We start from the raw sequence: 25,854 nt of genomic DNA, 5'->3' as shown, positions 1-25,854 counted from the left end.
CCGGTTTTAAGGTGATCGGATAGTTCGTGTGGAGTTTATAAAGGCGGGACCGGGCGTTGATTGCCCGTTGATCGTATATGTAGTGTGACCGGGTATGCCAGTCGTTATTTTATGCTGCGTTTAAACCAGCCTGTTTTTTTGACCGGCTCAGTGTAGCCATAGCCGTTGATGTCGCCGTATCCTGACCCATATCCGTAACCGGCTACACCTTGCCGTTTTATACCGTTAAACACAATATTCAGTTTCCCCAGTTCCCTGTTCTGGTAAAGTTCTTCCACCAGTTTAAGGTAGTGCTTGGGGGTACGCTGATGGCGCACCACATACAGGGTAGCGTCGCAGAACGGGGCGATCAGCCTGGCGTCTGTTACAAGTCCTACCGGGGCGGAGTCGATAATGATATAATCGAAACGTTCTTTTAGTTCGTTCAGCAGGCTTTCCAGCTGACCGTTGAGAATCAGTTCGCTGGGGTTAGGAGGCATGATGCCGGCCGACAGCAGGTATAAAAATCCGTTGTCGCCCACTTTCTGCAGAACGTCCTGCAACGACGCCGTGCCTACCAGGTAGTTGCTGATGCCCGGGTTGGCGCGCATGTGCAACATTTTACTGATCATGGGTTTGCGGAGGTCAAATTCCATCAGGGCCACTTTTTTCCCTGCCAGTGAAAGGCTCAGCGCGAGGTTTACCGATATAAAGCTTTTGCCTTCCCCGGAAATGGAAGAGGTGATCATGAGTGTTTTCCGGTCACCGTTCAACCCGATATAGGACAAAGCGGTGCGCAATGCGCGGAACTGTTCCGCGATGGCAGTTCTGCTGTTGTTACTCATCACCACAGGATCGTTGCCATTGTGATGCATAATCTCAGCTGCAACAGGGGCGCTCGTTACGCTTTCAATATCTGCGCGGAACATCACTTCCCGGTTCATCATGTCTTTCAGTGAAACGAATCCCACTACCAGGGCCAGTGCGGTGAGCGCGGAAATGCCGAGTACCATTGACTTCTGCGGGCTAAACGGGTAGGCGGCGGATTCGGCGGCGTCCACTATCCGGCTGTCCGATACCGCGGCGGCATAAGCCAGCGCTGTTTCCTCCCGTTTCTCGAGCAGGAAGGTGTAGATATTATTCTTGATGGCCTGTTGCCGGCTGACTTCCAGCAAAGCTTTTTCTTTTCCGGGCACGCTGCGAATAATGCTCATGTTCCGGTTGTTTTCCGCCTGAAGCCGTGTTAGCCCGGCCTGCAGGTTAGCCCGTAAGCTGCCGATATTTTCCATGATGGCAGGCTTCAGCCGTTCCATCTGCCTGTTGAGGCTGGCCAGCAGGGGACTGTTTTCTCCGGTCGTTTTACGTAGCCGTTCCAGTTGTAACGCTGTTTCTGACAGTTTGGCCACCAGTTCCAGCAGTACAGCATCGGTGAGGCCAATAGTGCCTGGTACGATATTGCCGGTAGATTGTTGGCTGGTGACGTATTTTTCGATGGCGTCCAGTATGGACAACTGAATGTTGGCCTCGCTGATCTTGCGGTCATTTTCCTGTACGCTGGCCAGGAACAATTTGCTTTGTTCCCCGATGTCCACTATTCCTGCTGTTGTTTTAAAACGTTCCACCTGCGTTTCTGCCTGTCCCAGTTCAGCGCTTACAATACGCAGCCTTTCTTCCACAAAGTGCATGGTATTGGCGGAGGTCCTGTTCTTGTCCTCCACTGCCGCTTTATTGTATACCCGGATCAATTCATTGATAATATCTTCACCGCGGTCCGGTGCCGCATCGGTATACTCCAGGTCTACCACGCTGCCGGCTTTCGCGGCGGGTGTAACTTTTATGGTCGCCAGCAACAGCTGCATCCACTGTTTTTCTGTCATCACGTGCAGGGAATAGCTGACGGTTGTATCTGCGTGTTTGCCCTGAGATTGTATCAGTAGTTTGCCCCATCGTGTTTGCACGGTGTCGCCTACACGGTATTTATTGCCCTCGATCGTTACCTGCCTGGCAGCTTCATCATACGTAAACGGCCAGGTGCCTGTTGAGGCTATTTGTATCGTCTCCGGTTCCAGGAAGATAAATTTCAGCGGACTGTTTTTGTAAAGTGCCACATCCCTTATTTTCCCTTTCTCTATTACTTCTCCGTATAGGTTAAGATTTCGGATAACCGCTTTTGTCAACGTGCGTGATTTCAGTATCTCAATTTCATTTTCCATGACGGTCTTGCTGCCGCCCATCAGGTCAAGTGATTGCAGCATATCGCTGGCGCCAAGGCCGTTAGAGGCTTCCTGTACCAGCAGTACCCCGGATATTTTATACAGTGGCGTAGCATACCGAAGATACAGGAATGCACCAGCAAGGGCGACCGCCAGCGCTACTGCAAACATAGGCCAGTAGGGCAGATAGTGCGAACGGATGAACGTTAGCAGGCTCTGTGGCGTTTCACCGGGCTGGGTTTTATTTCCATTTACCTTTTGCATATGCTACTTATTGATAACTAAACGGTCCAGGATAATAACGAGTAACGACAAGCTGCTGAGCGCAATGGGCAATATTTGCCGGGACCGGTCGGCCGTTGCGATCTTTGACTTGTTGGGTTCTACATATAGTATATCGTTTGATTGCAGAAAATAGTAGGGGGAATTGAGGATGCGTTTGTCATTCAGATCGATGCGGCGGATGATCCGTTCGTGGTCAACCTCCCGTATCAGCAGGATGTTGTTGCGTTTGCCGAACACTGTTATGTCGCCTGCCATTCCCAAGGCTTCCAGTATGGATATTTTTTCGTTGGTAACATTTACTACTGTTGGTTTGCTCACTTCTCCCAGTATGGTAACACGATAGTTGAGAAAACGGATGCTTACCACAGGATCAACCAGCAGTTTGCGTGTTGTGAGCTGGTCATGCAGGTAGTCGGTAAGCGCTTTTTTAGTAAGGCCGGCTACCTTAACAGGTCCCAGTACCGGGTATTGGATAAATCCCTGATCATTCACCAGGAACCCTCCCAGCATAGCACCCGCTCCTGCATTCGCTCCCCCTGTGCCAGACGCTGAAGTCATGTTGGATACATTATAAATGATAACGTCTTCCGGATTAAGGCTGCTCACGTTGATCTGTAGTATATCATTCTTTTGTATCCTTGGTTCGAAGTTTCCGTCCACCGGTGATAGTACGGTGTCTTTTACGTCACTGAAATAAACAGCATTTTTGGTTGACGTGCAGGAAGTAAACAAACAATTGAAGCATAGTAGTCCCCATCCTATCCAGGTTAAGCAGGTTTTCAATATCATTATATGGCATTTAATATCATCACTTGCACACTCCTTTCCGCTCCATACAATATTACTCCAGTTACAACCTGCAATCAATTACTTACTACAGTACAAATTGCTGCTGGCGCAGCAGTGTTACTACTCATTAAAGTAGACCGGCAAGAAAACCGGTCAACATATCATTAAAAGAAAAATATAGAAAATTTCCGGAGATAATGCCAAAAGAAAGGAGAGAGGATAAATTATTTGACCAGATTTTTGAAATCAATTCTGATTTGGAAGAAACATTCAGTTTCTGATATACCTTTTTCAGGTGTTGGTTCACCGTAAATACGGTAACGAACAAACGCTCCGCCATTTCCTTATATGAGTAACCTTCCTTCAGCAGTTGCACTAATTCATATTCCCTGCGGGTAAGTTTGTTCTTAATGCTTTCCAGCGGATTTTCGTTGAGATGGCTGATCAGCATATGCGCTGCTTTAGGAGATAAGGTTGCGCCACTTTGCACGGTGTCCATTACAGACTGATAGATATCACTCAGACGGCTTGTTTTAATAATATAGCCGCTGGCCCCTTTTTTAATCGATTCAATAATGTATTGTTTACCATCGTGACCGGATAATATAATCACTTTGGCCTCCGGATAGCGCTGCTTTACTTCTGTTATTCCTTCTATACCTGATATGCCGGGCAATGTGATATCCACCAATATTACCCCAACGTCCGGATAGGTCACCGATAATGCCATAAACTCTTCTATCGTTTGGCAGGCAAACACAACTTTGCACTCCTGAAAATCCTCGAGAAACTCGCGGTAGTTATTCAAAAGAAAATGATTGTCTTCAATGATTCCAATGTTAAGCATACAAAAAGGAGGGAGGTTTTCGGTTGATATGGTATAATTAGATAATCTTTATATAAAGATAAATGGAAAATTAATAGCTTGCTAGAGATAAATTTTAAATAATTGTTTATTAATTAGAAATACATATTTATTATAAACTTGATGATGATATATTTGAAGTGTGAAAAAAAAAATATATGAATATTTTATGTGATTATAGAAAAGGTATTTTTGCTATTTTTTGCTTAATTAATTGATTTTTAATATTATAATAACAAAGATATTTTTATTATAAAAAAATAGATATAAATTTTTGTTGAAAACAATCCATATATTGTTAGTGCGACTAAAACCATATTGTTCGAAATAACCTTATTTTCTATCAACCGAAAATCCAGTGTATGCGGGAACCTATCAGCGGGCGTGCGGCCCGGAAGACATCATTGCAGGAAATGCGGTCTGAATACATCTCCATGGCCATACATGAGTTTAGAACGCCCATTACCGCCATTACATCTTCTATAGAATTGCTGGAGACAAAAATGGAACTGGATGCATTGATGTTGCCTTTTTACAAGCGGAATTTATCCCGCATTAAAGAGGAGATAACATTACTAAACAACATGGTGGATGACATTCTCATCAGCGGCAGCATGGTGTCCGGAAGTATGGTGGCACGTCCGGAAGCTACCGACGTTGTTGCTTTTGTTGGTATGATCAGACGTCAGTACTTCCACCAGCGTGCCGATAAGCGGCAACTCAGCATCCGGGTTTCCGGAGCGCGCCGTCATATTTACATCGATCAAAGTCAGCTGACGGGCATCCTTACCAATCTTGTGGGGAATGCATTCAAGTACTCCCAGGGGCAGGGGCCTTTACTGCGTTTACATTACGGGAAAAAGGGGCTTTACATTAAAGTAAAAGACACGGGTATCGGTATACCGGAGAAGGATATACCGTTTTTATTTACGCCATTCTTTCGCGGGAGAAATGTAGGCAGCAGGGCGGGCGCGGGCCTGGGGCTGGCCATCGTAAAGCGTTTTGTTATGGCTAACAACGGTACTATTGCCGTAAGCAGCGGTGCAGCAGGCACCGTTTTTACGCTTATGTTTCCCTATGTGCCTGATAATAATCCTGGCGGGCATTCAGCGTAGTAACAGCACGCTTCCTTTCTGAAGGTGAGTTTCCTGCCGGCTGTCTGTATAGGAGCATATATATACATAGGACTGCACGCCTGCGGGCGATCCTCTGAAAGTACCATTCCAACCCGCATCCGGGGTCTGGCTGGTAAATACCAGGTTGCCCCATCTATCGTACACCCGTAGCCGGTAGTCATGAATGTCATCGTATACTTTGGGCCGGAAAATATCATTCTGTCCGTCGTTGTTAGGCGTGAATGCTGTAGGAAGGACCACCAGGCAGTTTTTCCACGGCGATGTCACAACGATATCAACACTGGCGCCAAAACCATGACTGTCCATGATCTCACCGATATACGGCCCTGTCGGGAGACGGGTAAAAACACTGTCTGTTTGCCATAGTCCTTTATTCAGTCTATACTGAAAGGGTGGCACGCCGCCAGCAACATGCAGCAGGATACGACCGTCAGTTACCGCTTCGCAACTACATGGTTTTACTGTAGCTGTTGCCGCAGGCAGTATCAATTCATCTATTGCAGAGAAATGATCTATGAGCAATGCAATGCCAAACTGGCTTTTATTACAGGGCGCTACGGGGTAAGCCCAGAAGGAAATATAACGCCATGCGGCAGTTGCGCTGAATACGGCATGATACCGCTGCCAGTCCGTATGGGTAAAATTGCCCGACGACCATAATAAAGCCGCGGTATCTCCGGGAGTGTTGCCACCATAGATCGCCAGGTTGCCATAGCAGGCCGGATAAAGATAATTGGCGGTAAAGGCCATATCAAAGCTCAATACATAGGTTGTATGCGGCGTCAGTGATTGCGGTAATTGCTGCCCGAAGCCTTCCAGGAATTCTTTCCCGCTGTGCATGCCGATATAGCTGTTGCCCGCCGACGGTGACTGCAGAACACCCAAAATGCCTGGCTGCGTGTCAGGTGTGCCCGCCGTAATAAACCAGGGAGCAGGTATGATTCCCTTTCCGGGCCGCCCTTCCATAGACGGGTTTTGCATGGCTATATGCTGCGCATTCGCCTGGATTGTATGCGTCAGGAAAAAATAGCCGCATAATATTATTCCATAAACAATACCGTGTCCTGAAAACATACCGCTGATTTGCTTCCCAAAATTACCGGTTATGGTAATGGGAGCATATACTCAAAGTAGTAGTTTGTGTATCGTCTGACAGGCCATAATGTCCGCCTGATGATCTATCGTGACGGTGTGTGCCCTCTATGAACAAAAAACAGCTCGCGATGCTGCCGGCAGTGGCATTGCTGGGGAGCCTGTTAACTTCCTGTAGTAAACAGTTCACACAAAATGACCAATTGCAGCCGGAAGCGCTGAATGGCGTATCCGTTACAGAACTCCGGTCTTTCGCGGACCCGCAGTACAACCTGCTGGGCTTCGGCTATGATCTCACGGGAAACTATGCCAGCGCCACCTCTGCCACTTACCAGATTATCGACGTTGCCCGCCTGAGCACCGAACAGCCAGGCCGCGTGGAGATTATCCAGACACAGGGACAGGACCAGCAACTGGTGTCGGGTATTAACTGTGAAGACTATACGAAAAGTTTGTCTTTACGGCTGGAAGTAACCGCTAAACTGAAGATGTTTTCCGCTACCCTGAAGAGCGCTTTCAGCGACTCCAGCGCTTATTCGTCCAGGTTTGTGTACAGCAGCTACAACATCCTGATCAAGCAGCGCACCCTGAAATTCGCGGCCGACACCGCCCTGCTCAGGAAGTACCTGACGCCTGCGTTCAAGGCCGATATCGCGGCCAGCACGCCAGCCGCACTGGTGAGCCGCTATGGCACGCACGTGATGTCGGGCATCCTGCTGGGCGCCAAGCTGAATTTCCTGTACCAGTCACAGACCCGCAATGAGGACAGGTTCCGTGCCGCTTCTGCCGGCCTGAACGTGGCTGCAGGCTCTATTTTCAGCGTAAATGTACAGGGCGCCGCCAGCTCCAGCTATTCCAGCAAAAACTTCTACCAGCGCCTGTATTACCAGACTGTTGGGGGTGATCCTACCAAAGGGCTTTTTGGTACCATCGTGCTGAGCGACAACCCGAACCAGACCGTTCCCAAGATCGACGTTTCCGCCTGGCAGTCCAGCGCTACGCTGGCCAACTCGGAGTTGGTGGATATCAACTTCAATGGCCTCATACCCATCTATGACCTGATCTCCGATCCGGTGAAAAGAACTGCGGTGAAAGATTATGTGACCCAATACCTGATCGATCATCAGGTGAAAACCAGCACAGATCCGGTACATGTGTACTATCACTACGGCGGTAACCACCATACCATGACCATTGACCCGGCTAATTATGACTATGCCGGTAATGGATGGACTTACCTGGGCAATAACTTCCATGCTTTTACTTCCCAGGTAGAAGGAAGTCAGCCGGTGCACGAGTTTTACCACCCGACCAATTTCAACCACGTGTTTACCATTAACCGGTTCGATTGGCCGTATGAGCAGAATGGCTTCCAGTATTTTGGTCCGTCATTCTATGCCTTTACCACACAGGTAGCCGGCACCCAGCCGGTACATGCGTTCTATCATCAGGGTAATAACAACCATACCTATACGATCAACAGGTATGATTACCCTTATGAGCAGAATGGCTGGACATATCTTGGGGTAGCTTTTTACGCCTTCAAAACGCCTTACATCCGTTAAGCTGTATGAAAGCATCTATATGATGAACAGGGCCTCCCACAAGGAAGGCCCTGTTTTTCCTATCGCGCTTTGGTGAAAACACTGAATGGTATACTGGCGCCGGTGAGCTTCAATACAGATGATTACACTTTCAACGTATACTGCCAGGGTCTTTTCCGCTCCATCTTTTTAGATGCGGCAGACGGCTGATAGCAGCTTCCAATATATCTTCCGGCATTTTTTGCTTGTCCATCAGGCTCGTCATGTGCTGTTTCATGTCATCCAGTGAGAACCCGGGATGAGTAAACGCTCCGTGCTGATAGCAATATTTACAGTAATCCTGACTAAAGGAACCGTCTTTTTCTGTTCCCAGAAGTGCTGTATTGTCCAGTGGCATACTACAGCTTTGACAAAATTTTCTGTTTCCCATGAGGATAAATGTTAAAAGTTAACGGATTCAGTTCTTTTCGTAAACATCTTCATAAAACTTAACCTGGCCAAAGGCATCCGGCCAGGCGGTATTATACAGGATAAACACATAGGCGGTAGCCGGAATCCGGAATACAACAGGTTTCTGGTCCGGTTGATTTCCCTTTGCTTCCAGCGCCATCATGGCTGCTGCCGCTTCCTCCTTCACCAGTAAATGTCCCAGTTGTACCGCATCTTCCACTCTGACGCATCCGTGGCTGAAAAAACGCCGTTGCAACATAAACAGATTTTTTCCCGGGGTATCGTGCAAGTAAACGCCAAAAGGGCTGTAAAAATTCAACTTTACAATACCCAGGGAATTATCGCAACCCGTATTCTGCCGGATAACATAAGGAAAGTTACCGGCGCCAAGATCGCTCCAGCTTATAGTGGCGGGATCTACGATGCGGCCTGACTTGTCCAGTATCTCATACTGGTTGTCGGCGAGGTATTGCCGGTTTCTTTTTATGTAGGGCAACAATTCCCGCACTGCTATTTTGTGAGGTACGGTCCAGTAGGGAAAGAGTATCACTTCGGTCAGTCTGCTACCCAGGGTGGGAGTTGGCGTGCTTTTCTTTCCGGTTATTACCCTTGAATACAGTACGGTTTTGCCATGGTCATAAAAAAACAACGTTGTGGAAGGGATATTTACCAGAACAACGGCAGTCTGCGTTTTATAGTAGTAAAGCCACCGGGCCTGATTCAGCCCATTGTGCAGTTCCTGTAACCGGTATGACAGCGGTGTATTCAGTGCTTTCAGGAACCGCTCTCTCAATACCCCGTCGTCCAGCATATTAAACAGCCGCTGCGCCTTTCTGATTTCTTCCTGTAGGGTTTTTGTGTTACCGCCGGAAATCGAATCCCTGATCCCGAGTTGTTTTAACCTCACTAACAGCGGGGTGTTGGAGCTGTCTGCCTTCAATGATGTTACGGCCTTTTCTCTAAAAGCGGTGTCCGCCATGGCTGCATAGCATATTGCAATGCTGTTTTTCAGCTGCAGGTAGGTAGTGTCTGCAGGCTCTATGGCCTGCAGGAAATACGAAAGATTTCCGGCTAAAAGGGAGTCGGCCAGTTTGGCGGCTATATTGGTGGCGATATCTTGCGGGGGAGGTAACTCGTTGTATTTTACGGGTGGTGTTGTCATGCGTCCGAATGCCACGTCCATGAAAAAGCGTATGGCCGTTTCAGTTATCCGGATATCAGTACGCAATGTGTCTGCTGCTGTGGCCATTTGCAGGCGGTTCTCTGCCAGCGCGTTTATCAAAAGTGGCTGATAGTCATGCGGGTCCAATCCCAGGTAAACCGCTTTTTGAAGACAGGCGGACAGCCAATCAAAATGTGATCGACCTGTTGCTGTGGTCCAGACGCTGCGTCCTCCGGTTTTCTGGTAAAAAAGTTGAACACCTGCGTCCACTGGTGGTCCGGCCGGGCGAACCGGCTGGGCCGCTGTATGCAACCCATAAAAAAGCAGTAATATGGACAGGAGCGGTTTCATCAGGCGGGTACTTCATTTGCCGCTCTTACGGCTTTGATGATATCATCGAGGTTTTCGGGCCGCACGTGGTTATAATCTGCTGTCACAATGGTTTCACTGCGTCCTTTGGCCAACCGCGCGCCGATGGTCAATAACCATCTGTCCAGCCGGGAGAGTTTTCTGAATTCCAGTTTGCCGGGCAGGAAAAAGCACTTGCACCTGCTCCTGATGCCGGCGCTGATATTGGCGTTGAGGTATGCTTCCAGCTTTTGTTTTTCCGATACGGGCGTACCGGCCACGAGAAAGAGAAATAATCTTTTATCTGCCAGCTGGTCCGTATGGTTGCTGATCCAACGGCGCAGCTGCAGCTTTCCGATGTAAATACTGGTTCCCAGGATGACGTAGGCGGCGTTCGACAGTTGTTCCTTCGTTTCTTTACCGGCTGTTACAGCCTGAATATCGAGTGCCGCGGCCAGCCAGGTGGCATATTGTTGCGTAGCGCCATATTTTCCTTTGTAGATGATAATACCTTTTTTGTCCATCGCTTTTTTATTACAGGGTGAGAAAACTTCAGCTGAGCTGAAACCAGATAAGTATCGATGCCGCTGCGGTCATTACAACCAATGTTATAATTCCCAGGAAATTGGAAAACCAGGAGTTGGTATTGTTGTACATTATCTTTTTGTTGTTGCCGATGTGGAGGATGACCGCTACTAAGACAGGTGCGGTTACCCCATATAAAATGGCAGTATACAATAAGGCTTTCAGTGGATTGATACCGGAGAACTGGAGCAGCAGGCCCACCAGCAGCGAAATGATAATGGAAAAATAGAAAGGTTTTGCCTGTGCGAATTTTTTGTCCAGGCCTTCTGTCCATCCAAGCGTTTCCGCCAGCATATAGGACTGCGCCCCTGCCAGCACGGGAATAGCCAGCAGTCCTGTTCCCAGTACGCCGGTAGCGAAAATGAGATAGGTCAGTTTTCCCGCCAGCGGTTCCAATGCCCGGGCAGCCTGGTCTACGGTATCAATTTGCCTGATGCCTGCCGGATAGAGGACTGTTCCGGTAGTGAGGATGATAAAAAACATCACTATATTGGAAAATAACATGCCGGTATTCACGTCTGTCCTCATGCCGTTCAACACCTTCTTATCTACCACAATACGGCGGTGGACCATGTCTTCTGCTTCCATGGTGGCCTGCCAGTAAAAAAGATAAGGGGAGATAGTGGTGCCCAGGATCGCTACAATGATGGACGCTGACATTTTATCAAAATGCATGGACGGGAGGAAGGTGTTTCGGGCAACTACCTCCCAGCGCAGGTCTACCATGAAGGGAACAATAATGTACAACAGCAGGGATATACAGAGCCATTTTAAAATGGAGGCGATTTTTTGATAAGGATACCGGATAATGATAATCATTAGTAAAAAGGTGATGACGATGCAGAAAACAGACACGGAAACAGCGGGGAAGACCATGTGAAATACGGCCCCCATTCCCTGGATATCTGCTCCTATATTCAGTGTAATGGCAGGAAAACTCAGGAGCAGTATGAGGTAAAGGAAGGGTTTGGGATAATGTTGCCGGATCGTGGCAGTGAGACCCTGGGAGGTGACGAGCCCTATCCGCGCGCACATGCCCTGGATGGCAGCCATCAGCGGAAAGGTGACGAGGGCTGTCCATAAGGTGGAAAGCCCGAATTGGGCGCCAGCCTGTGAATAGGTAGCGATACCGGAGGGATCGTCGTCGCTGGCCCCCGTAATAAGGCCGGGGCCTAATACTTTTAGTGCTTTTCGGATGCTGGCAGCTTTCATCTGTTTAATGACTAACGGTGTAAGACTGTGTTTTGCGTATTTCCTCGAAAAGCCGTTGTGCATCTTCTTTCTTACACAGAGCGGTGCCGGGGTTCAGCGTGGCGGCCGTGCCACAGGCGACGCCGAATTGTGCTGCCTCCACTATTTCCCGGCCGGCAGACAAAGCATAAACAATACCTGCCAGCATACTGTCTCCTGCGCCCACAGTACTTACCTTTGGCACCCGTGGCGCCGGGATTTTTAAGGAGATGCTGTCCGTTATTAACATGGCGCCTGTTGCTCCCATGGATACGACGATTACCTCACATCGCTTTTTGCTGATGATTTGCCGGGCCACCGCCACTATCTCTTCGTTGTTAAGCGTGTCTTTTCCTGCAAAGCCGGCCAGTTCCCGCATGTTGGGTTTGACAAGGTAGGCGCCTTCCTGCAATGCCTGCTTCAGGGCTTCCCGTGACGTATCCACAACAAACCGGAGTCCTTTGAGAGTGGCTATGGCGCTGAAAGAGGCGAATATGTCAGGGGGGATTCCCGGAGCCAGGCTGCCGCTGGCAACGATATAGTCCACCTCCTCCATTTCCCTGATTACTTCCAGCAGGTGCTGCCATTCATAGGTGTCCACCGTAGGGCCCGGCATATCCAGCCGGTACTGTGCGTTATTGGAGATATCGCTGACAATCAGGTTTTCCCTGGTGCGTCCTGCAATGGGGACAGACAGCGTTGGTACTCCTTCAGCATTCAGCAAAGCGTCGAAAAATTTGCCGGAGTGACCTCCTGCCAGGTAGATAGCCTGGGCATCACCGCCTAATTGTATGATTGCCCTTGCCACGTTTACCCCGCCGCCACCGGGTTCAAAGACAGGGTTGCTGCATTGCAGCTTTCGTTCCGGTACCAATATGGGTACAGTCGTACTTTTATCAATGGCGGGGTTCAGTGTAATAGTGATAATGCGGGACATACCTTTGGATTTAAAATGGTCTTTTCCCTTGTGGGAACAAACCAAAGGTACCAGCCTGCTGCGTCGATTACCATGACCGTCATTAGACGCTATGCTGATTTTTGTCAGGGGTAGGGCCGTTGTCGTATATTCTTACTTAAGAACTTAAAGGGGCGATGTGGCCCAGGTGAACTAACCAGCGGCTAATTTGTAACTTTAGTTAAAAGTTACGCTTATGACAGTAGCACAGATAGCCTCCCGTTTGGCTGAATATTGCCGTAATCAGGAGTTTAGCCTGGCGCAGCAGGAATTGTACGCTGACGAGGCCGTTAGCATAGAGCCTGCAGATGTCCCGGGTTTTGAGAAGGAGACCAAAGGGAAGGAAGCCCTCAGGGAAAAGGACCGGAAATTTAATGCCATGGTGGAATCCCGGCACGGTACCACAGTTTCGGAGCCGCTGATCGCCGGAAACGCCTTTTCCTTTGTGCTGACAATGGATATTAAACTGAAGGGCGGAGACCGGCAGACGGTAACGGAACTTTGTGTATTTACTGTGAAAAATGGTAAAATTGTTTCAGAACAGTTTTTCATGTAAACAAACATCAACAGGCCGTCTCGATGCCAGAGACGGCCTGTCGCCAGCACGGGCTTATAATGTCAGCCCTGGATGGCAGGTTTGTTTTTGGGCAATCGCAGCCATAATAACATTCCCATCGCAAAAAACACGCTTTCTATTACCAGCCATTGCGTACCGAATGCACCCAGCGGGCCTTCTGCCGTCCAGGTAATTATCCTCGACAGTGCGTAGAGGCCCCACAGCCAGCATAGAAAAACCACTCCCTGCTGTAGGTCCTTGATTGCCCAACGTACAAGCATGACCGTGATCGTTAACCCCACTCCGCCATATACGCCCCGGATGGAACTGAACGCATCACTATTGGGCAGCTTCACCTGTACCAGGTCCATAACTGCCTGCGGACTAAAAAAGCCCATCATGCTCACCATAAAAAAGCTTCCCGCACTTATCATATCCCCCGGCCGTACACAACCTTTTCTCTGGGAATAAGAGGGCCCATCACCCCGAAATCCTTTGCCAGTATAGGTGCCACCTTATAAGGTGAACCGTTTATGCCGTACCGCTTCGATAGTTTTGCTCTCACAAACGGCCGTGCATTCGGCCGCATCTTTTACTTAAAATCACGAATGGATGAAACTGTGTAGTACCTGGCGCCTTGCCGGATGTTTGTGCCTCACCCTGATTTTTTCGGCCTGCAAGAAGGAGACGGTCGAAAAAAGCCGCGTCCGGGAGTTCAATCTCCTGTCGACCGTCAACGGTGGCAACTATGACATCAGGGTGGCCCTGCCGGAAAATTATTCCCCTGCAAGGGGGTATCGCACCCTCTACGTGCTGGATGCGAAGCTGGATTTTGACTTTACCGCGGTGGAATGCGAAAGGCAAACCCGCGACCGTCACCAGGAGGGGATGCTGGTGGTAGGCATCGGTTACGGGCACGACCGTATGGACGATTACACCCCCACCCCCAGCGACATCGGCAGCGGCGGCGCCGATAAATTTATCGAGTTCATAGAAGCGGAACTGATCCCGCGGATGGAATCTGAGTTCCATGCAGCGCCCGCCCGCTCGGCGAGGGCTATCCTGGGGCATTCCGCCGGCGGTTTGCTGGTAGGGCACAGTTTTACCAACCATAACCGGATCTTTGGCCACTACCTGTGCCTGAGCCCTTCTTTCTGGTACGATGATGCTATCGCCCTCCGGAACGAAAAGGCCTACCGCGAACAAAACAAGGAGGGAAGCGGTACTTTTTTCCTCGGGCTGGGCGAACTGGAGGAAAAGATGCGCCCGCCTTTTACAGGCTTCCGCAATGCGTTACAGGCATATTACCCCCACTATGCGCTGCAGGATTACATCACCCCGGGGAAGGGGCACCTCGACTCCAAAAAGACGAACATCAAAAAGGCGCTTACATTTTTCTTTGAAAACAACTAAACCCGTTTATGCGAAACCTACTTATTATTGGCTTGCTGCTGCTGACGGTCAGCCTGCATGGGCAGGAGCAGGAGCAGTCGTTATCCCGCTTTACCATTAAACCGGCTGTTGGCGCATTGCCGTGGGGCCTGCCGGTAAAAGGCCTCGCCGCTGTTTCTGTAGAATATTCCCTGAAGGGCAACTGGGTGCTGGGCGCGCATGCCATGCTGGCCAGTGCCGTGGCTAAAAACACCTACAACGTGGAAACGAATTATAGTTATCAGTTGTCTCAAAAGGTGGGCATAGGGTATACGATGACCGGGCCTAAAAAATTTGTACGGCTTACCGTGCTGGCTATGGGCGGCGTGCGGCGCATCGCTTTCAAGGAAACGCTCAATTATCCCGGCCTGGAGAAAATCACCACCCAAAGCAGCACCACGATGCCGGATGTGGGTTTACTGCTGGACTGGTCGCTCGGGAGAAAACGACGCACCTTCAATGCGAAGGTCTATCTGCCTTTCTATCCCTTTGAGGGTTATCCTGTGAGCACTTTCCAGCATATCAGTATAGAAATGGGGATGGGCATACGGCTGAAACGCTGATGCAGGGCTGTTGATGTAGTAATACCAGGTTGAAACCCTTATATTTGGTATTTCTTACATCAGACTAGCAAGTGATATGTTATCGGACTGGCGTGTTATATATATAGGGGGTGTTTTTATCTCGCTATTCCTGTTCATCATCCTGATCAGCAAGCGTAAAAAAAGTATTGCGGACAAAATATTGAGTGCCTGGTTCTTTTTTGCGGTGGTGCATCAGGCGTTGATCGGCTGGTATGCCTTTAATAAGATGAGCGATATGCCGGCGCTGATTGGCTGGGAGTTGCCATTTCCCTTCCTGCATGGCCCGTTTTTATACCTGTATATTTTATTTCTCACCGGCCAGCAACGCCATGGGTGGCGTAATATTTTTCATTTCACCCCGGCGGTGCTGGCCGCCGTCCTGTTGGCGCCCGTGTTGCCGGTTATGACGGTACAAGAAAAGCTGGGCGCTGTCCCTTCGAAGTTTACGCCACTCTTCCATGCGATGGTATGGGGCATTATTATTTCGGGGGTGGTGTATGTGATACTGTCCCTTTACCTGCTGCGCCGTCACCGGCAGAATGTGGCCGTTCAGTTTTCCAATACGGATAAGATTACGCTGAACTGGTTGCGCTATCTCATTGGCGGCATGAGCGTTATTTGGATCGTGGTCATCTTTTTCGAGTCTGCTGCGTCGTTATACCTCGTGGTGGCGCTGTTTATTTTCTTTATCGGGTACTTTGGCATCCGGCAGGTGGGCATTTTCTCCAGTCCGCTGCCTGCGCATGAGGTGTATCTTCCTGCATTGGTGAGGCTGGCGGAGCCGGAGCCGGAAGAGGCGAGGGAAGCAGAGGCAGATGAAACCAGCCAGAAAGTAAAGTATGAAAAAAGCAGTCTCACCGATGTGGAAGCGACACGAATTCATGCTGCGCTGACGGCGCTCATGCGGGAACAGCAGTGTTACAAAGATGCCGGCTTAACGCTGGGCGATCTCGCCAAAACGTTGAACGTGCATCCTGCCGTGCTTTCCCAGGTGATCAATTCCAAAGAGGGCAGCAGTTTTTACGATTATATCAATGTGCTCCGGGTCGAAGCTTTAAAACAACTGCTGCTGCAGCCGGGGAGTCAACAGTATACGTTGTTGTCGCTGGCTTTTGAATGCGGCTTTAATTCCAAGACGAGCTTTAACCGGAATTTTAAGAAGATCACACAGCTTTCGCCCAGTGCTTATGTAAAGGCGATGCATATAAATATGCAGGAGGAGGATTAGATCACCTGTAGTTTCTGCGATATCAGCGAGGTAACGGCGTCTATGGCTTTAGGGAATACCCGCCGCAGGTCTATGTCTTCCGTTTGCCGGAGTTGCTGCTGTAATGTTTTCATGAAGATATTTTTTGTTTCGGTGGCGAGGTTTACTTTGGCGATGCCGTTTTTCACCGCTGCCTTCAGCTGTTCGTCCGGTACGCCGGAGCCTGGCCCCTGAAATGATTATAGGTAAGATTAGGACTTCCCGCGAACCGGTAATTTTGTAAACGAAGGCGCCCAAACGGTCACTATAGGCATAGAGCAGTTGCCGGAAAGCGGTTTCGTCGCCCTCAGATACCTGTAGCAGTAATTGCCGCTCCTTATTTAGTGGCTGTAATGACAATCAGACTTTGCATTTCTCCCTACAATCTTAATAATTTATTGATCAAAAAATATAAAAAAAGTTGGAGAGACCATCTCTCCAACTTTTTTTACCTGATGGTGTCTTCTATTCAGGCTTCTACCAGCTGCTCCGCTTCATGCACTGCCCACAGTGTTTTTACCAGCGCGTCAGGCGTAATAGAAATGCTGTCGATGCCCTGTTGCACCAGGAACCGCGTCAGCTCAGGGAAATCGGAAGGTCCCTGGCCGCAGATGCCGACTTTCACTTTGAACTCTTTGGCTACTTTAATCAGTCGTGCTATCATGCGCAGCACGGCCGGACTCAGTTCATTGTACAGGCCGGACACGAGTTCGGAGTCCCTGTCCAGCCCGAGGGTAAGCTGTGTGAGATCATTGGAGCCGATGGAGAAACCGTCGATATGCGGCGCAAACTCCTCCGCCATCATGATATTGGACGGCAGTTCCGCCATCAGGTATACTTCCAGCCCGTTCTGTCCTCTGGACAGCCCGGCTTCTTCCATCACGGCCAATACCTGTTCCAGCTCTTCCACGGTGCGGCAGAAAGGAATCATGACAACAATGTTGTTCAGTCCCATGGTTTCCCTTGCCTTGCGGATGGCGGCGCATTCCAGCATAAAAGCGGTCTTGTATTTTTCCGAGTAGTAACGTGACGCGCCCCGCCAGCCTATCATAGGGTTCTCTTCCTTCGGCTCGAAATATTTCCCGCCGGGCAGGTTGTAATACTCGTTGCTTTTGAAATCGGAGAAACGCACAATGGCTTTGTCAGGATAGCTGGAAGCGGCGATCTTTCCTACGCCGGACGCCAGTTTGCTGATGAAGTAGTCCGCTTCGTTTTCATAACCGTAGATCAGTTGCGCTATTTCGGCAGACAGCGCGGCGTCGTTTAACTCACGGTGATGCAGCAACGCCAGCGGGTGGACTTTAATATAGTTGTTGATGATAAACTCTTCCCTGGCCAGGCCGATGCCTTTGCCGGGCAGGTGGGTGAACTGGAATGCCATGGATGGCGATCCTACGTTCAGCATGAGCGGCGTCTTCACGGTGGGAAGGCTGGATAAATCGAGCAGTCCTTCTTTCACCGGCAGGATACCTTCGTATACCACGCCTTCGGTGCCTTCGGCGCAACTCACGGTGATGGCTTGTCCGCCATTCAGTTTCTCGGTGGCATCTTCGCAGCCCACGATAGCCGGTATGCCCATTTCCCTTGCTACGATGGCTGCGTGGCAGGTGCGGCCGCCTTTGTTGGTCACGATGGCGGAAGCCATTTTCATAATGGGTTCCCAGTCGGGGTCGGTCATATCGGTCACCAGTACGTCTCCGGGCTGGAAGGTGGTCGTGGCAACGCGGTTGTCCAGGGAGAACAGGATGTTGACGTTGCCGGCCGCGATACCGTCGCCAACAGCGATGCCTCTTAACAGTTCGCGGGGCGTGGCGCCGCCGGTGTCCAGGGAGCGGGTGGTGATCCTGTTTCTGTCCCTGCGTGAATGAATGGTTTCAGGCCGCGCCTGTACGATGTACAGTTCGTGGCTAAGGCCGTCGAGCGCCCATTCTACGTCCATAGGGCACCAGTGGCCTTTTTTATCGGAATAGTATGATTCGATGCGTTGTACCCAGGCGGCCAGCTGCAGGATCTGATCGTCTGTAAGGCAGAAGCTGTGCTGCTGCTGTTTGGTGGCGGGGATCACACGGGTACGTTCGTCGCTGCTTTCACCGTAGATCATTTTCTTATCCTTCACGCCCATCTTTTTTTCAAGGATAGGTTTGTATTGGGATTGGATCAGGGGTTTGTAGACGATGAACTCATCCGGCGAAACAGCGCCTTGTACCACCAGCTCTCCAAGGCCCCAGGAGCCGTTGATCAGTACCACGTCACGGAAGCCCGATTCGGTATCGAGGGAGAAGGCTACGCCGGAGGCGCCGAGGTCTGAGCGTACCATTTTCTGAACGCATACGGAAAGGCCTACACTGAAATGGTCATAGCCGAAGTTTTCGCGGTAGCTGATGGCGCGATCGGTGAACAGGGAAGCGAAGCAGTTCCTTACGCAGTCTATCAGCGCCACGGGTCCGCGTACGTTGAGAAAAGTCTCCTGTTGCCCTGCAAAGGAAGCATCCGGAAGATCTTCTGCTGTTGCGGAAGAGCGCACGGCCACGTCGGTCTGTTCCTGGCCATACTGTCCGGACAGCGCCTGGTAGGCGGCAATAATTTCCTGGCTGAGTTCATGGGGGAACCTGGAGTTGCTGATCTCCTGCCTGATCCGCTGGCCGGCCCTGCGCAGGGAGCTGATGTTGTTGAAATCGATCTGTGCGATCTGGTCTCTGATGAACTGGTCCAGGCCACTGTTCTGCATAAAGTGATAATAGGCTTTCGTCGTGATCGCGAATCCGCCAGGGACTTTTACGCCGGCTTTTGACAGCCCGGAGATCATTTCACCCAGGGAGGCAGATTTTCCGCCCACCAGGGCAATAGCGTCCAGACCCACCTCTTGCAGAGGGAGTACAATGCTTTCTTTCATGGAGTGTTGTTGTTTAATGTTGACAGGCAGGCACTATCATCAGCCTTCCATACGTGGTAAATTGTTTCTCCTGAAAGTTATGGCAATTGGTATCCTGCGGGATGTTCCGGCGTTGCTGCCGAAAACAAAACCGCCAGCGGCTCCTGCCACCGATTTTTTTTCGGCAATATGTGCCCATATCCCTATTTTTGATCAAAAACCAGCCATGAGTTTCACACCGGACATGACAGACCTATGCATTCTGGATATACTTCAGACCGATGCCAGGACCACCAACAAGGAGATTGCATCCAGGTTGGGGAAATCGGTCACGTCTGTTTTCGACAGGGTGAAGCGTCTGGAAGCAGAAGGATATATCACCGGGTATGTGGCCGTGCTCAACCCGCAAAAGCTGGGCAGTACGCTGATTGCCTATACCAGCGTAACGCTGGAAGGCCATGGGCATGACAAGCTGCAGAGCTTTGAGCAAAAGATCAATTCTTTCCCGGAGGTGCTGGAGAGTTATAAAATGAGCGGCCAGTTTGATTACCTGCTGAAAATTGTGATTGCCGATATGGAAGCCTACGAGCTTTTTTATTCCAACAAACTATCCAAACTGGAAAATATCTCGAAGATCAGAAGCCTGTTCGTTTTGTCTGAAACGAAGAAAGAGACAGGGCTGAACCTGAAAACGGCGCAGCTGCCGAAAGGCCGGCAGAAGGCGGGCCCCGGTTCAGATAAGTAATCCTGCCTGACGGAATTTTCAGGCGCCCGGCGCTTGTTTATCTGCCCCTTAAGCCGTAGTTTTGAAGGAAGAAACCGACTGAAAAATCAACCAGAAAGTCTTGAATAATAGCCGGCGATAGCAGTGTTATACGTATTAAGATGATGACAGACTACACCTTCTATGCTGATGGAGAGCTGGTTCAACTGATGGCCGCTGACGATCACACCGCCTTTACGGAGATTTACAACCGGTATTGGAAACGTTTGTATGTACTGGCATACGATCGCCTGCGCTCCCGTGAGCTGGCGGAAGATGTAGTGCAGGACGTATTTACCGGCTTGTGGCAACGCAGAAACCAGTCTGTCATCCACTCGCTGCCTGCTTATCTGGCTACCGCCAACCGTTACGCTGTATTTGCCCAGCTGTCGAAAACAGCACGGGTCACCACGGTAGAAGCGCTCCCCGAATCCCTGCAGGCCGTGACCGATGAAACGGCGCAGCTGCATTTTCTGCAGCGGTCCATGGAACAGCAGCTGAAACAGTTGCCCGAGAAATGCCGGCTCGTTTTTAACTACAGCCGCAACGAAGGCCTCAGCAACCGCGAAATAGCCGCCGAACTGCAGATCTCCGAGAAAGCAGTGGAAAAACATATCACCAAAGCATTACAGCGGCTGCGGGTACAGTTCCGGAACTACTTCCATGCCATCTTCCTGTATTGAAAAAAAATTTCCCCCCGAGGTAGGGTAAGCCTGCCGTTTCCATACTTACCTTATATAACACCTGTAAATTCTAAAGTGAATGGATAAGCAAGAACTGGCTATACTATCGGAAAAGTACCTTGCCGGCACAGCCAGTGAAGCGGAAGTAGACCGTCTGCTGCAATGGTATAACGCCTACGATGAACAGGAGCTGACCGCTCAGGTGACGATGGCGGAACCGGAGACAGAAGACCGTCTGAAAGACCGGATGTACCATCGGTTGCAGGCTGTCACACAGCCTCAGCAACGGGTACGCCGGATGGGGGAGTGGTACCGGAGAGCTGCCGCGGTGGCATTGCTCCTGATAATGGCCGGCGGTGGGTATTATTTTTTCTCACGGGTGCGGAAAGTTGCCCCGGTAGCAACGGCCTTACCTGCCCAGGTCGAGCCCGGGGGCGATAAAGCGACGCTGACACTGGCCGACGGCTCCGTGGTGAATCTCGACAGTATCGGGACCGGCTTGCTGACCTTACAAGGGGTGAAAGTAGAGAAGACGAAACATGGCCAGATCGTTTACAAAGGCAATGGCAGTCACGCCGCCAATAATAACGTACTGCGTACGCCCAGAGGCGGACAGTTTAAGGTAACGCTGCCGGACGGCACAGACGCATGGCTGAACGCCGCCTCTTCTATCAGCTATCCCACGGCCTTTACCGGCAATAGCAGGAAAGTGGCCGTAACAGGAGAGGTGTATTTTGAAGTGGCCGCCGACGCCACCCGGCCGTTTGAGGTGAAAGTGAACGATATCAGCGTATTGGTGCTGGGCACGCATTTTAATATCAACGCCTATGACGATGAGCAAACCATAAAAACCACGCTGCTGGAAGGCGCGGTACTGGTAAGAACGCCCGGCGCCTACAAACACCTGGAGCCGGGACAGCAGGCCCGTGTTGCATCCGGCAGTAACGATATCGAGTGGCTGAAACATGTGGACGTCAACAGCGCCGTCGCGTGGAAAAACGGCTATTTTTCTTTTGATGACGCAGACATCCCCACCGTGATGCGGCAGTTAGCCAGGTGGTACAATATCGAGGTGACCTACGCCGGTAAAATACCGGAAGGCACGTTTACCGGTGAAATCGGCCGGAACCTGACACAAAACCAGTTGATGAATATATTGAAACAGGCGAGCGTTAATTTTAAGCTGGAAGAGGGGAGAAAGCTTGTTATCTATCCTTAGCGGAAACATTTAACACTATTTATAACCAACCATTACCAAATACCGGGACAGTCAACCGGTAAATTGTTTACCGGACCGGAAAGGCCCGGGCGATAGCTATCCACTAATATCATGTTATGAAAAAAATGAAGCCCACCGGGTACGGGAGCTTATGTTTCATCCATAAAAAAACCTGGTGTCAAGATTGGCGTCCGCACCAGGTTTGATCGTCGGTTAACTCTTTTCAGAACCCTTCCTGCTGCCCTTTAAGGGGCGGACGGGAAACATTTGTCAACCAAAAACCAAACCTAAGGTATGAAAATTAATGTTGTCCGCAACAGGCACAAAACTTTTGTATCGACCAGGGGTAGTATACCCCGGGTAACCGAAAATCACTGTGTGACCAAAATCTGGAGAACAATGAGATTAACCGCGTTTTTATTAACGGTGGTGGCGTTCAACATCTACGCTACCGGGAAATCCCAGACCGTTACCGTAGCATGCAGGAATATGCCGCTGCAGCAGGTGTTCGCTGTTATCAAACAACAAACAGGGTTCGTGTTTTTTTACAGGAACCAGGACCTGTCAGACATGCATACTGTCTCGGCAGACATCCGTGAGCAGCCGCTGCGCACGGCGCTGGCGAAGATTCTGCAGGACAAGCCGCTTATTTTTGACATTGAAGGCAACACCATCGTCATTTCCCGGAAAGTGACACCGCCCGAAACAAAGCCGGAGCAACCGGCCCTCGCGCCGCCACAGGAGGTACAAGGCAGGGTGGTGGACAAACACGGCGATCCCGTGCCCGGCGTTACCATCCGCGTGAAAGGCAGCAACGTCGCCGCCATTACGGACCGCGCCGGCTTCTTTGTACTGCGTAATGCAGACGCAAAGTCGGAGCTGCTGGTGTCCTGCGTGGGCTTCGAGCCCCGTACCATCTCTCTCGGCGGAAAAACCAAACTGGAAATACAACTCAGCGCCAAAGTGGATGACCTCAACCAGTATGTGGTAGTGGGCTACGGCAGCACCAAAAGAAAAGACCTGACCGGCTCCGTCGCTTCTGTCAACGTGGAGGAAGTGAAGAACGTTCCTTTCGCCAGCATCGACCAGGCGCTGTCCGGCAAAGCCGCCGGCGTACAGGTGACGCAGGCTGACGGCTCGCCCGGCGGCGTGGCCAAAATCCGCATCCGCGGAGGCACCTCCCTGTTGGGCGGTAACGATCCGCTGTACATCATCGATGGCGTGCAGGTCACCATCCAGAACCGCTACATCCAGAACCAGTCGGAAGTGGTGAACCCCATTGAAAGAGCGGGCAGTGACGATCCCAATAACTCGGTAGACGGATCATTTTCCCGCGGCCTTAACAGCCTCGCCGGTCTCAACATCAGCGACATCGAATCCATCGATATCCTGAAAGACGCTTCCGCTACCGCCATCTATGGCTCCAAAGCGGCCAACGGTGTGATCATTATCACTACCAAAAAAGGAAAACTGAACCAGAAACCGGTACTGGAAGCCAATTACTACGCAGGCGTTAGTCAGCCTATCAAAGAAAAGCTGCTGAACGCACAACAATACATGGACCTCTTACAGGAAGCCGCCCGCACCGCGAATGCCGTCAGGGCCGCTGCCGGAGAAGATCCTGATCCGAAAGCGACCAATATCATCAACAATCCCCAAAGCCTCGGGACCGCCAATACAGACTGGCTGAAGCTGGTGCTGCGGAATGCCGTTACCCATACCGCCGACATTGCGGTGCGCGGCGGGGGCTCCGGCTCACGGTATTATACCTCTCTCGCCTATACGAAACAGGATGGTGTACTGAGAGGGACCGACTTCTCCCGTATTGCCGGTAAAATCAGCCTGGATAATGAAATCACCAGCCGGTTCCGCGTCATTACCAATCTCGATTACGGCTTCACGAAAAACAATATCACCAACGGTATTTACCCTGCCGCCATGTATGCGCCGCCTACGCTGCCGGCATATAATCCCGACGGATCGCCCTACCAGTTCCTGGGATCACAGATCGGTGGTTACAATTACCAGGGATTCCAAAACCCGATGGTATTGCTGGAAGGTATTAACACGGCTAAAACCGCTTCACTGATCGGTTCCCTGTCCGGAGACTATGATGTGATGAAAAACCTGAAGTTCAGAAGTATACTATCCGTTAACTATAATAATTATCATCAGCTGAACTATGTGCCCAGCACTGCGGTGATCGCATCCGCCAGCGGCGTCAGCAGCTCTAACGGCGGTACGGCCTCACAGGGACAAACAGAAGACGTAAACGTCTTCATAGAAAATACCCTCACCTGGGATAAACAATTCAATGAAAATAACCGGCTGAACCTCCTCGGTGGTACTTCCTGGCAGAAATTCCGTTTCAATTCGTTCTCTGCCAGCGGCCAGGGTTTTCCTGATGATAAGTACCTGAATAATCTCTCCTCCGCCGCCATCACGCTGCCGGGTTCCGGCAGCTCAGGGCAAAATTCGTTGCTCAGCTTTTATATGCGCGCCAACTATGCGCTGAAGGAAAAATACCTGTTCACTTTTACGGGTCGTTCTGACGCTTCTTCCAAATTCCCGTCTGACAACAGGGTGGGTTATTTCCCCTCCGGTGGCGCGGCCTGGCGGATTTCAGAAGAACCTTTCATGAAGAAAGCGGAATGGATCAATGAGTTAAAGTTGCGTGTGAGCGCGGGATATACCGGTACGCAGAACTTCGGAGACCATCTTTATTACACCCTGTATACGCCGGGCTCGTATGGAGGCGTGAATGCCCTGGTACCGTCGCAGCTGGGGAATAGTAAGATCAAGTGGGAATCTACGCTGCAGAAGGACCTCGGCCTGGATTTTGAATTATTCGGTTCCCGCCTGCGCGGCGTGATTGGTTACTATGAGAAGATCACCACCGGTTTGTTGTTGTCCACACAGCTGGCGCCCAGCTCTTCCTATAGCAGCGTGATATCCAACATCGCCACCATCAGCAATAAGGGGCTGGAGATAGATCTGCGTACAGATTTTATTAAACACCGGCATTTCCAATGGACCGGCGCCCTGAATGTTTCCGGTAACCGCTCCCGCGTGGAAGACATCAATAATGATTTTGCTGACCCGAACGATGCCGGTGCTACGTACCTGAGCGCCAATGCCGTAGTACGCAAAGGGGAACCGCTGGGGCTCTTTTACGGCTACAAACAAACAGGTATTATCCGCGATCAGAAACAGCTGGATGACTACAAAAAAGTCTTTACCTATGCGCAGTACATGGCGCCATACCTGGGCATCGGCGATGCCATGTATGAAATCGCTACAGAGGGTTTTGATAAAGGGTTTTATAAACGCGATGTCATCGGGCAGGCGCAGCCTACCTTCTATGGCGGGTTTACAAATACCTTCACCTATAAGCATTTCAGCCTGATTACGCTGTTGACTTTCTCTTACGGAGGACAGTTGTTATATCTCGCGGATATACAGAACAAAAACTTTGAAAGCTTCGCTAACAGAGGTGCGCGCATCCTCGGACGCTGGACGCCGGAAAATACTTCCGCTGACAGGCCAAGGCTGATATTGGGCGAGTACGGCGCCAACACCAGCAGCGCCGAGGTATACGACGCTTCCTATCTGAAACTGAAATCCGTTACCCTCACTTATCAGCTGCCGGCACAGGCTGCCAAGAAGATGAATATCCGGGACGCCTCAGTATATGCCTCCGCCACTAACCTGTTCACCGTTACAAAGTACCCCGGCCCTGATCCGGAGGTGAGCAATAATCCGTACAGCCTGATCAACGGCAGCAGCGATGTGAGCACCTTCCCGACGGTAAGGCAGTTTAGCCTTGGTCTGCGTTTCGGATTCTAAAAATTATTAAACCAGTTAATT

Annotated in this window: 21 protein-coding genes and 1 pseudogene; 10 read left to right on the top strand and 12 right to left on the bottom strand. The window is 50.5% G+C overall.

Features of this window, described 5'->3' with window-relative positions; genetic code table 11:
• Positions 1–104 precede the first annotated feature (104 nt).
• The 3 genes from B5D63_RS19195 to B5D63_RS19185 form a co-directional block, all read right to left on the bottom strand.
• Complete coding sequence (locus tag B5D63_RS19195) at positions 105–2,456, bottom strand: GumC family protein (RefSeq protein ID WP_078670466.1); 2,352 nt, start codon at positions 2,454–2,456, stop codon at positions 105–107.
• A 3-nt stretch (positions 2,457–2,459) separates the two neighbouring features.
• Positions 2,460–3,260, bottom strand: coding sequence for a polysaccharide biosynthesis/export family protein (locus B5D63_RS19190; protein ID WP_235021587.1), 801 nt, complete (start codon positions 3,258–3,260; stop codon positions 2,460–2,462).
• 133 nt (positions 3,261–3,393) lie between these two features.
• Positions 3,394–4,113: a response regulator gene (locus B5D63_RS19185; RefSeq protein WP_078670464.1), complete on the bottom strand. Its 720-nt coding sequence runs from the start codon at positions 4,111–4,113 to the stop codon at positions 3,394–3,396.
• A gap of 380 nt (positions 4,114–4,493) precedes the next feature.
• Between B5D63_RS19185 and B5D63_RS19180 the strand changes: the two genes are divergently transcribed.
• A complete protein-coding gene (locus B5D63_RS19180) occupies positions 4,494–5,246 on the top strand; it encodes a sensor histidine kinase (protein ID WP_078670463.1) in 753 nt (250 codons plus the stop codon).
• Here B5D63_RS19180 and B5D63_RS19175 read toward each other — a convergent pair.
• Complete coding sequence (locus B5D63_RS19175; RefSeq protein ID WP_078670462.1) at positions 5,238–6,341, bottom strand: T9SS type B sorting domain-containing protein; 1,104 nt, start codon at positions 6,339–6,341, stop codon at positions 5,238–5,240. The genes B5D63_RS19180 and B5D63_RS19175 overlap by 9 nt on opposite strands.
• 128 nt (positions 6,342–6,469) lie before the next feature.
• Here B5D63_RS19175 and B5D63_RS19170 point away from each other — a divergent pair, with 128 nt between their 5' ends.
• Positions 6,470–7,924 (top strand): MAC/perforin domain-containing protein, encoded by a 1,455-nt coding sequence (locus tag B5D63_RS19170; protein WP_078670461.1) that lies wholly within the window; start codon positions 6,470–6,472, stop codon positions 7,922–7,924.
• 130 nt (positions 7,925–8,054) lie between these two features.
• On the opposite strand, the gene B5D63_RS19165 is transcribed toward B5D63_RS19170, so the two are convergent.
• From B5D63_RS19165 to B5D63_RS19145, 5 genes are read right to left on the bottom strand one after another with little or no spacing between them, the layout of a single operon-like run.
• Entirely contained in the window at positions 8,055–8,333 is a 279-nt protein-coding gene (locus tag B5D63_RS19165) for a zinc ribbon domain-containing protein (protein WP_078670460.1), read from the bottom strand.
• Positions 8,334–8,360: 27 nt separating this feature from the next.
• Positions 8,361–9,866 (bottom strand): L,D-transpeptidase family protein, encoded by a 1,506-nt coding sequence (locus B5D63_RS19160; protein ID WP_078670459.1) that lies wholly within the window; start codon positions 9,864–9,866, stop codon positions 8,361–8,363.
• Positions 9,866–10,387, bottom strand: coding sequence for a flavodoxin domain-containing protein (locus tag B5D63_RS19155; protein WP_078670458.1), 522 nt, complete (start codon positions 10,385–10,387; stop codon positions 9,866–9,868). The genes B5D63_RS19160 and B5D63_RS19155 overlap by 1 nt, the downstream gene beginning before the upstream one ends.
• 28 nt (positions 10,388–10,415) lie before the next feature.
• The gene (locus tag B5D63_RS19150; protein ID WP_078670457.1) at positions 10,416–11,660 is read right to left on the bottom strand and encodes an NRAMP family divalent metal transporter; all 1,245 of its coding nucleotides are present in this window, start codon (positions 11,658–11,660) and stop codon (positions 10,416–10,418) included.
• A 4-nt stretch (positions 11,661–11,664) separates the two neighbouring features.
• Positions 11,665–12,615 carry a 1-phosphofructokinase family hexose kinase gene (locus B5D63_RS19145; RefSeq protein WP_078670456.1) on the bottom strand — a complete coding sequence of 317 codons (951 nt, stop codon included), beginning with the start codon at positions 12,613–12,615 and terminating at the stop codon, positions 11,665–11,667.
• A 214-nt stretch (positions 12,616–12,829) separates the two neighbouring features.
• On the opposite strand from B5D63_RS19145, the gene B5D63_RS19140 reads away from it, so the two are divergent.
• On the top strand, positions 12,830–13,189 hold the full coding sequence (locus tag B5D63_RS19140; RefSeq protein WP_078670455.1) for a nuclear transport factor 2 family protein: 360 nt from the start codon (positions 12,830–12,832) through the stop codon (positions 13,187–13,189).
• Positions 13,190–13,251: 62 nt separating this feature from the next.
• Here the strand turns inward: B5D63_RS19140 and B5D63_RS19135 are convergent, their stop codons facing one another.
• A complete protein-coding gene (locus B5D63_RS19135; RefSeq protein ID WP_078670454.1) occupies positions 13,252–13,623 on the bottom strand; it encodes a DUF4345 domain-containing protein in 372 nt (123 codons plus the stop codon).
• Positions 13,624–13,801: 178 nt separating this feature from the next.
• Between B5D63_RS19135 and B5D63_RS19130 the strand changes: the two genes are divergently transcribed.
• The 3 genes from B5D63_RS19130 to B5D63_RS19120 all read left to right on the top strand — a co-directional run bounded on the left by B5D63_RS19130 (position 13,802) and on the right by B5D63_RS19120 (position 16,432).
• Positions 13,802–14,602, top strand: a complete 801-nt coding sequence (locus B5D63_RS19130; protein WP_078670453.1) for an alpha/beta hydrolase — start codon at positions 13,802–13,804, stop codon at positions 14,600–14,602.
• Between the two features lie 8 nt (positions 14,603–14,610).
• Positions 14,611–15,183: a hypothetical protein gene (locus B5D63_RS19125; protein WP_078670452.1), complete on the top strand. Its 573-nt coding sequence runs from the start codon at positions 14,611–14,613 to the stop codon at positions 15,181–15,183.
• Positions 15,184–15,364: 181 nt separating this feature from the next.
• Positions 15,365–16,432, top strand: coding sequence for a helix-turn-helix domain-containing protein (locus B5D63_RS19120; RefSeq protein WP_235021586.1), 1,068 nt, complete (start codon positions 15,365–15,367; stop codon positions 16,430–16,432).
• Here the strand turns inward: B5D63_RS19120 and B5D63_RS19115 are convergent.
• Together B5D63_RS19115 and ppsA are read right to left on the bottom strand one after the other, a co-directional pair.
• A pseudogene (locus tag B5D63_RS19115) lies at positions 16,429–16,623 on the bottom strand (class II fructose-bisphosphate aldolase); the annotation flags it as partial. The gene B5D63_RS19120 and the pseudogene B5D63_RS19115 sit on opposite strands and share 4 nt — an antisense overlap.
• A 296-nt stretch (positions 16,624–16,919) precedes the next feature.
• Complete coding sequence (ppsA, locus tag B5D63_RS19110; RefSeq protein ID WP_078670449.1) at positions 16,920–19,343, bottom strand: phosphoenolpyruvate synthase; 2,424 nt, start codon at positions 19,341–19,343, stop codon at positions 16,920–16,922.
• A gap of 205 nt (positions 19,344–19,548) precedes the next feature.
• Between ppsA and B5D63_RS19105 the strand changes: the two genes are divergently transcribed.
• The 4 genes from B5D63_RS19105 (at position 19,549) to B5D63_RS19090 (ending at position 25,833) form a co-directional block, all read left to right on the top strand.
• On the top strand, positions 19,549–20,067 hold the full coding sequence (locus B5D63_RS19105) for an Lrp/AsnC family transcriptional regulator (RefSeq protein WP_078671325.1): 519 nt from the start codon (positions 19,549–19,551) through the stop codon (positions 20,065–20,067).
• A gap of 140 nt (positions 20,068–20,207) precedes the next feature.
• A complete protein-coding gene (locus B5D63_RS19100) occupies positions 20,208–20,768 on the top strand; it encodes an RNA polymerase sigma-70 factor (protein WP_078670448.1) in 561 nt (186 codons plus the stop codon).
• Between the two features lie 79 nt (positions 20,769–20,847).
• Positions 20,848–21,987: a FecR family protein gene (locus B5D63_RS19095; RefSeq protein ID WP_078670447.1), complete on the top strand. Its 1,140-nt coding sequence runs from the start codon at positions 20,848–20,850 to the stop codon at positions 21,985–21,987.
• Between the two features lie 399 nt (positions 21,988–22,386).
• Complete coding sequence (locus tag B5D63_RS19090; protein ID WP_078670446.1) at positions 22,387–25,833, top strand: TonB-dependent receptor; 3,447 nt, start codon at positions 22,387–22,389, stop codon at positions 25,831–25,833.
• Positions 25,834–25,854: the final 21 nt, after the last annotated feature.

This window comes from Chitinophaga eiseniae, assembly GCF_900167135.1.
Lineage (GTDB): Bacteria > Bacteroidota > Bacteroidia > Chitinophagales > Chitinophagaceae > Chitinophaga > Chitinophaga eiseniae.
This window is presented reverse-complemented; position numbering and strand designations above follow the sequence as displayed.

Excerpts from the sequence above, each read along its gene's own strand:
- B5D63_RS19125 (WP_078670452.1), top strand. The coding sequence starts at position 14,611 with ATGCGAAACCTACTTATTATTGGCTTGCTGCTGCTGACGGTCAGCCTG.
- B5D63_RS19140 (WP_078670455.1), top strand. The coding sequence starts at position 12,830 with ATGACAGTAGCACAGATAGCCTCCCGTTTGGCTGAATATTGCCGTAAT.
- B5D63_RS19095 (WP_078670447.1), top strand. The coding sequence starts at position 20,848 with ATGGATAAGCAAGAACTGGCTATACTATCGGAAAAGTACCTTGCCGGC.
- B5D63_RS19175 (WP_078670462.1), bottom strand. The coding sequence starts at position 6,341 with ATGTTTTCAGGACACGGTATTGTTTATGGAATAATATTATGCGGCTAT.
- B5D63_RS19105 (WP_078671325.1), top strand. The coding sequence starts at position 19,549 with ATGAGTTTCACACCGGACATGACAGACCTATGCATTCTGGATATACTT.
- B5D63_RS19155 (WP_078670458.1), bottom strand. The coding sequence starts at position 10,387 with ATGGACAAAAAAGGTATTATCATCTACAAAGGAAAATATGGCGCTACG.
- B5D63_RS19145 (WP_078670456.1), bottom strand. The coding sequence starts at position 12,615 with ATGTCCCGCATTATCACTATTACACTGAACCCCGCCATTGATAAAAGT.
- B5D63_RS19160 (WP_078670459.1), bottom strand. The coding sequence starts at position 9,866 with ATGAAACCGCTCCTGTCCATATTACTGCTTTTTTATGGGTTGCATACA.
- B5D63_RS19100 (WP_078670448.1), top strand. The coding sequence starts at position 20,208 with ATGATGACAGACTACACCTTCTATGCTGATGGAGAGCTGGTTCAACTG.
- B5D63_RS19090 (WP_078670446.1), top strand. The coding sequence starts at position 22,387 with ATGAGATTAACCGCGTTTTTATTAACGGTGGTGGCGTTCAACATCTAC.
- B5D63_RS19150 (WP_078670457.1), bottom strand. The coding sequence starts at position 11,660 with ATGAAAGCTGCCAGCATCCGAAAAGCACTAAAAGTATTAGGCCCCGGC.
- ppsA (WP_078670449.1), bottom strand. The coding sequence starts at position 19,343 with ATGAAAGAAAGCATTGTACTCCCTCTGCAAGAGGTGGGTCTGGACGCT.
- B5D63_RS19130 (WP_078670453.1), top strand. The coding sequence starts at position 13,802 with ATGAAACTGTGTAGTACCTGGCGCCTTGCCGGATGTTTGTGCCTCACC.
- B5D63_RS19185 (WP_078670464.1), bottom strand. The coding sequence starts at position 4,113 with ATGCTTAACATTGGAATCATTGAAGACAATCATTTTCTTTTGAATAAC.
- B5D63_RS19195 (WP_078670466.1), bottom strand. The coding sequence starts at position 2,456 with ATGCAAAAGGTAAATGGAAATAAAACCCAGCCCGGTGAAACGCCACAG.
- B5D63_RS19180 (WP_078670463.1), top strand. The coding sequence starts at position 4,494 with ATGCGGGAACCTATCAGCGGGCGTGCGGCCCGGAAGACATCATTGCAG.
- B5D63_RS19165 (WP_078670460.1), bottom strand. The coding sequence starts at position 8,333 with ATGGGAAACAGAAAATTTTGTCAAAGCTGTAGTATGCCACTGGACAAT.
- B5D63_RS19135 (WP_078670454.1), bottom strand. The coding sequence starts at position 13,623 with ATGATAAGTGCGGGAAGCTTTTTTATGGTGAGCATGATGGGCTTTTTT.
- B5D63_RS19170 (WP_078670461.1), top strand. The coding sequence starts at position 6,470 with ATGAACAAAAAACAGCTCGCGATGCTGCCGGCAGTGGCATTGCTGGGG.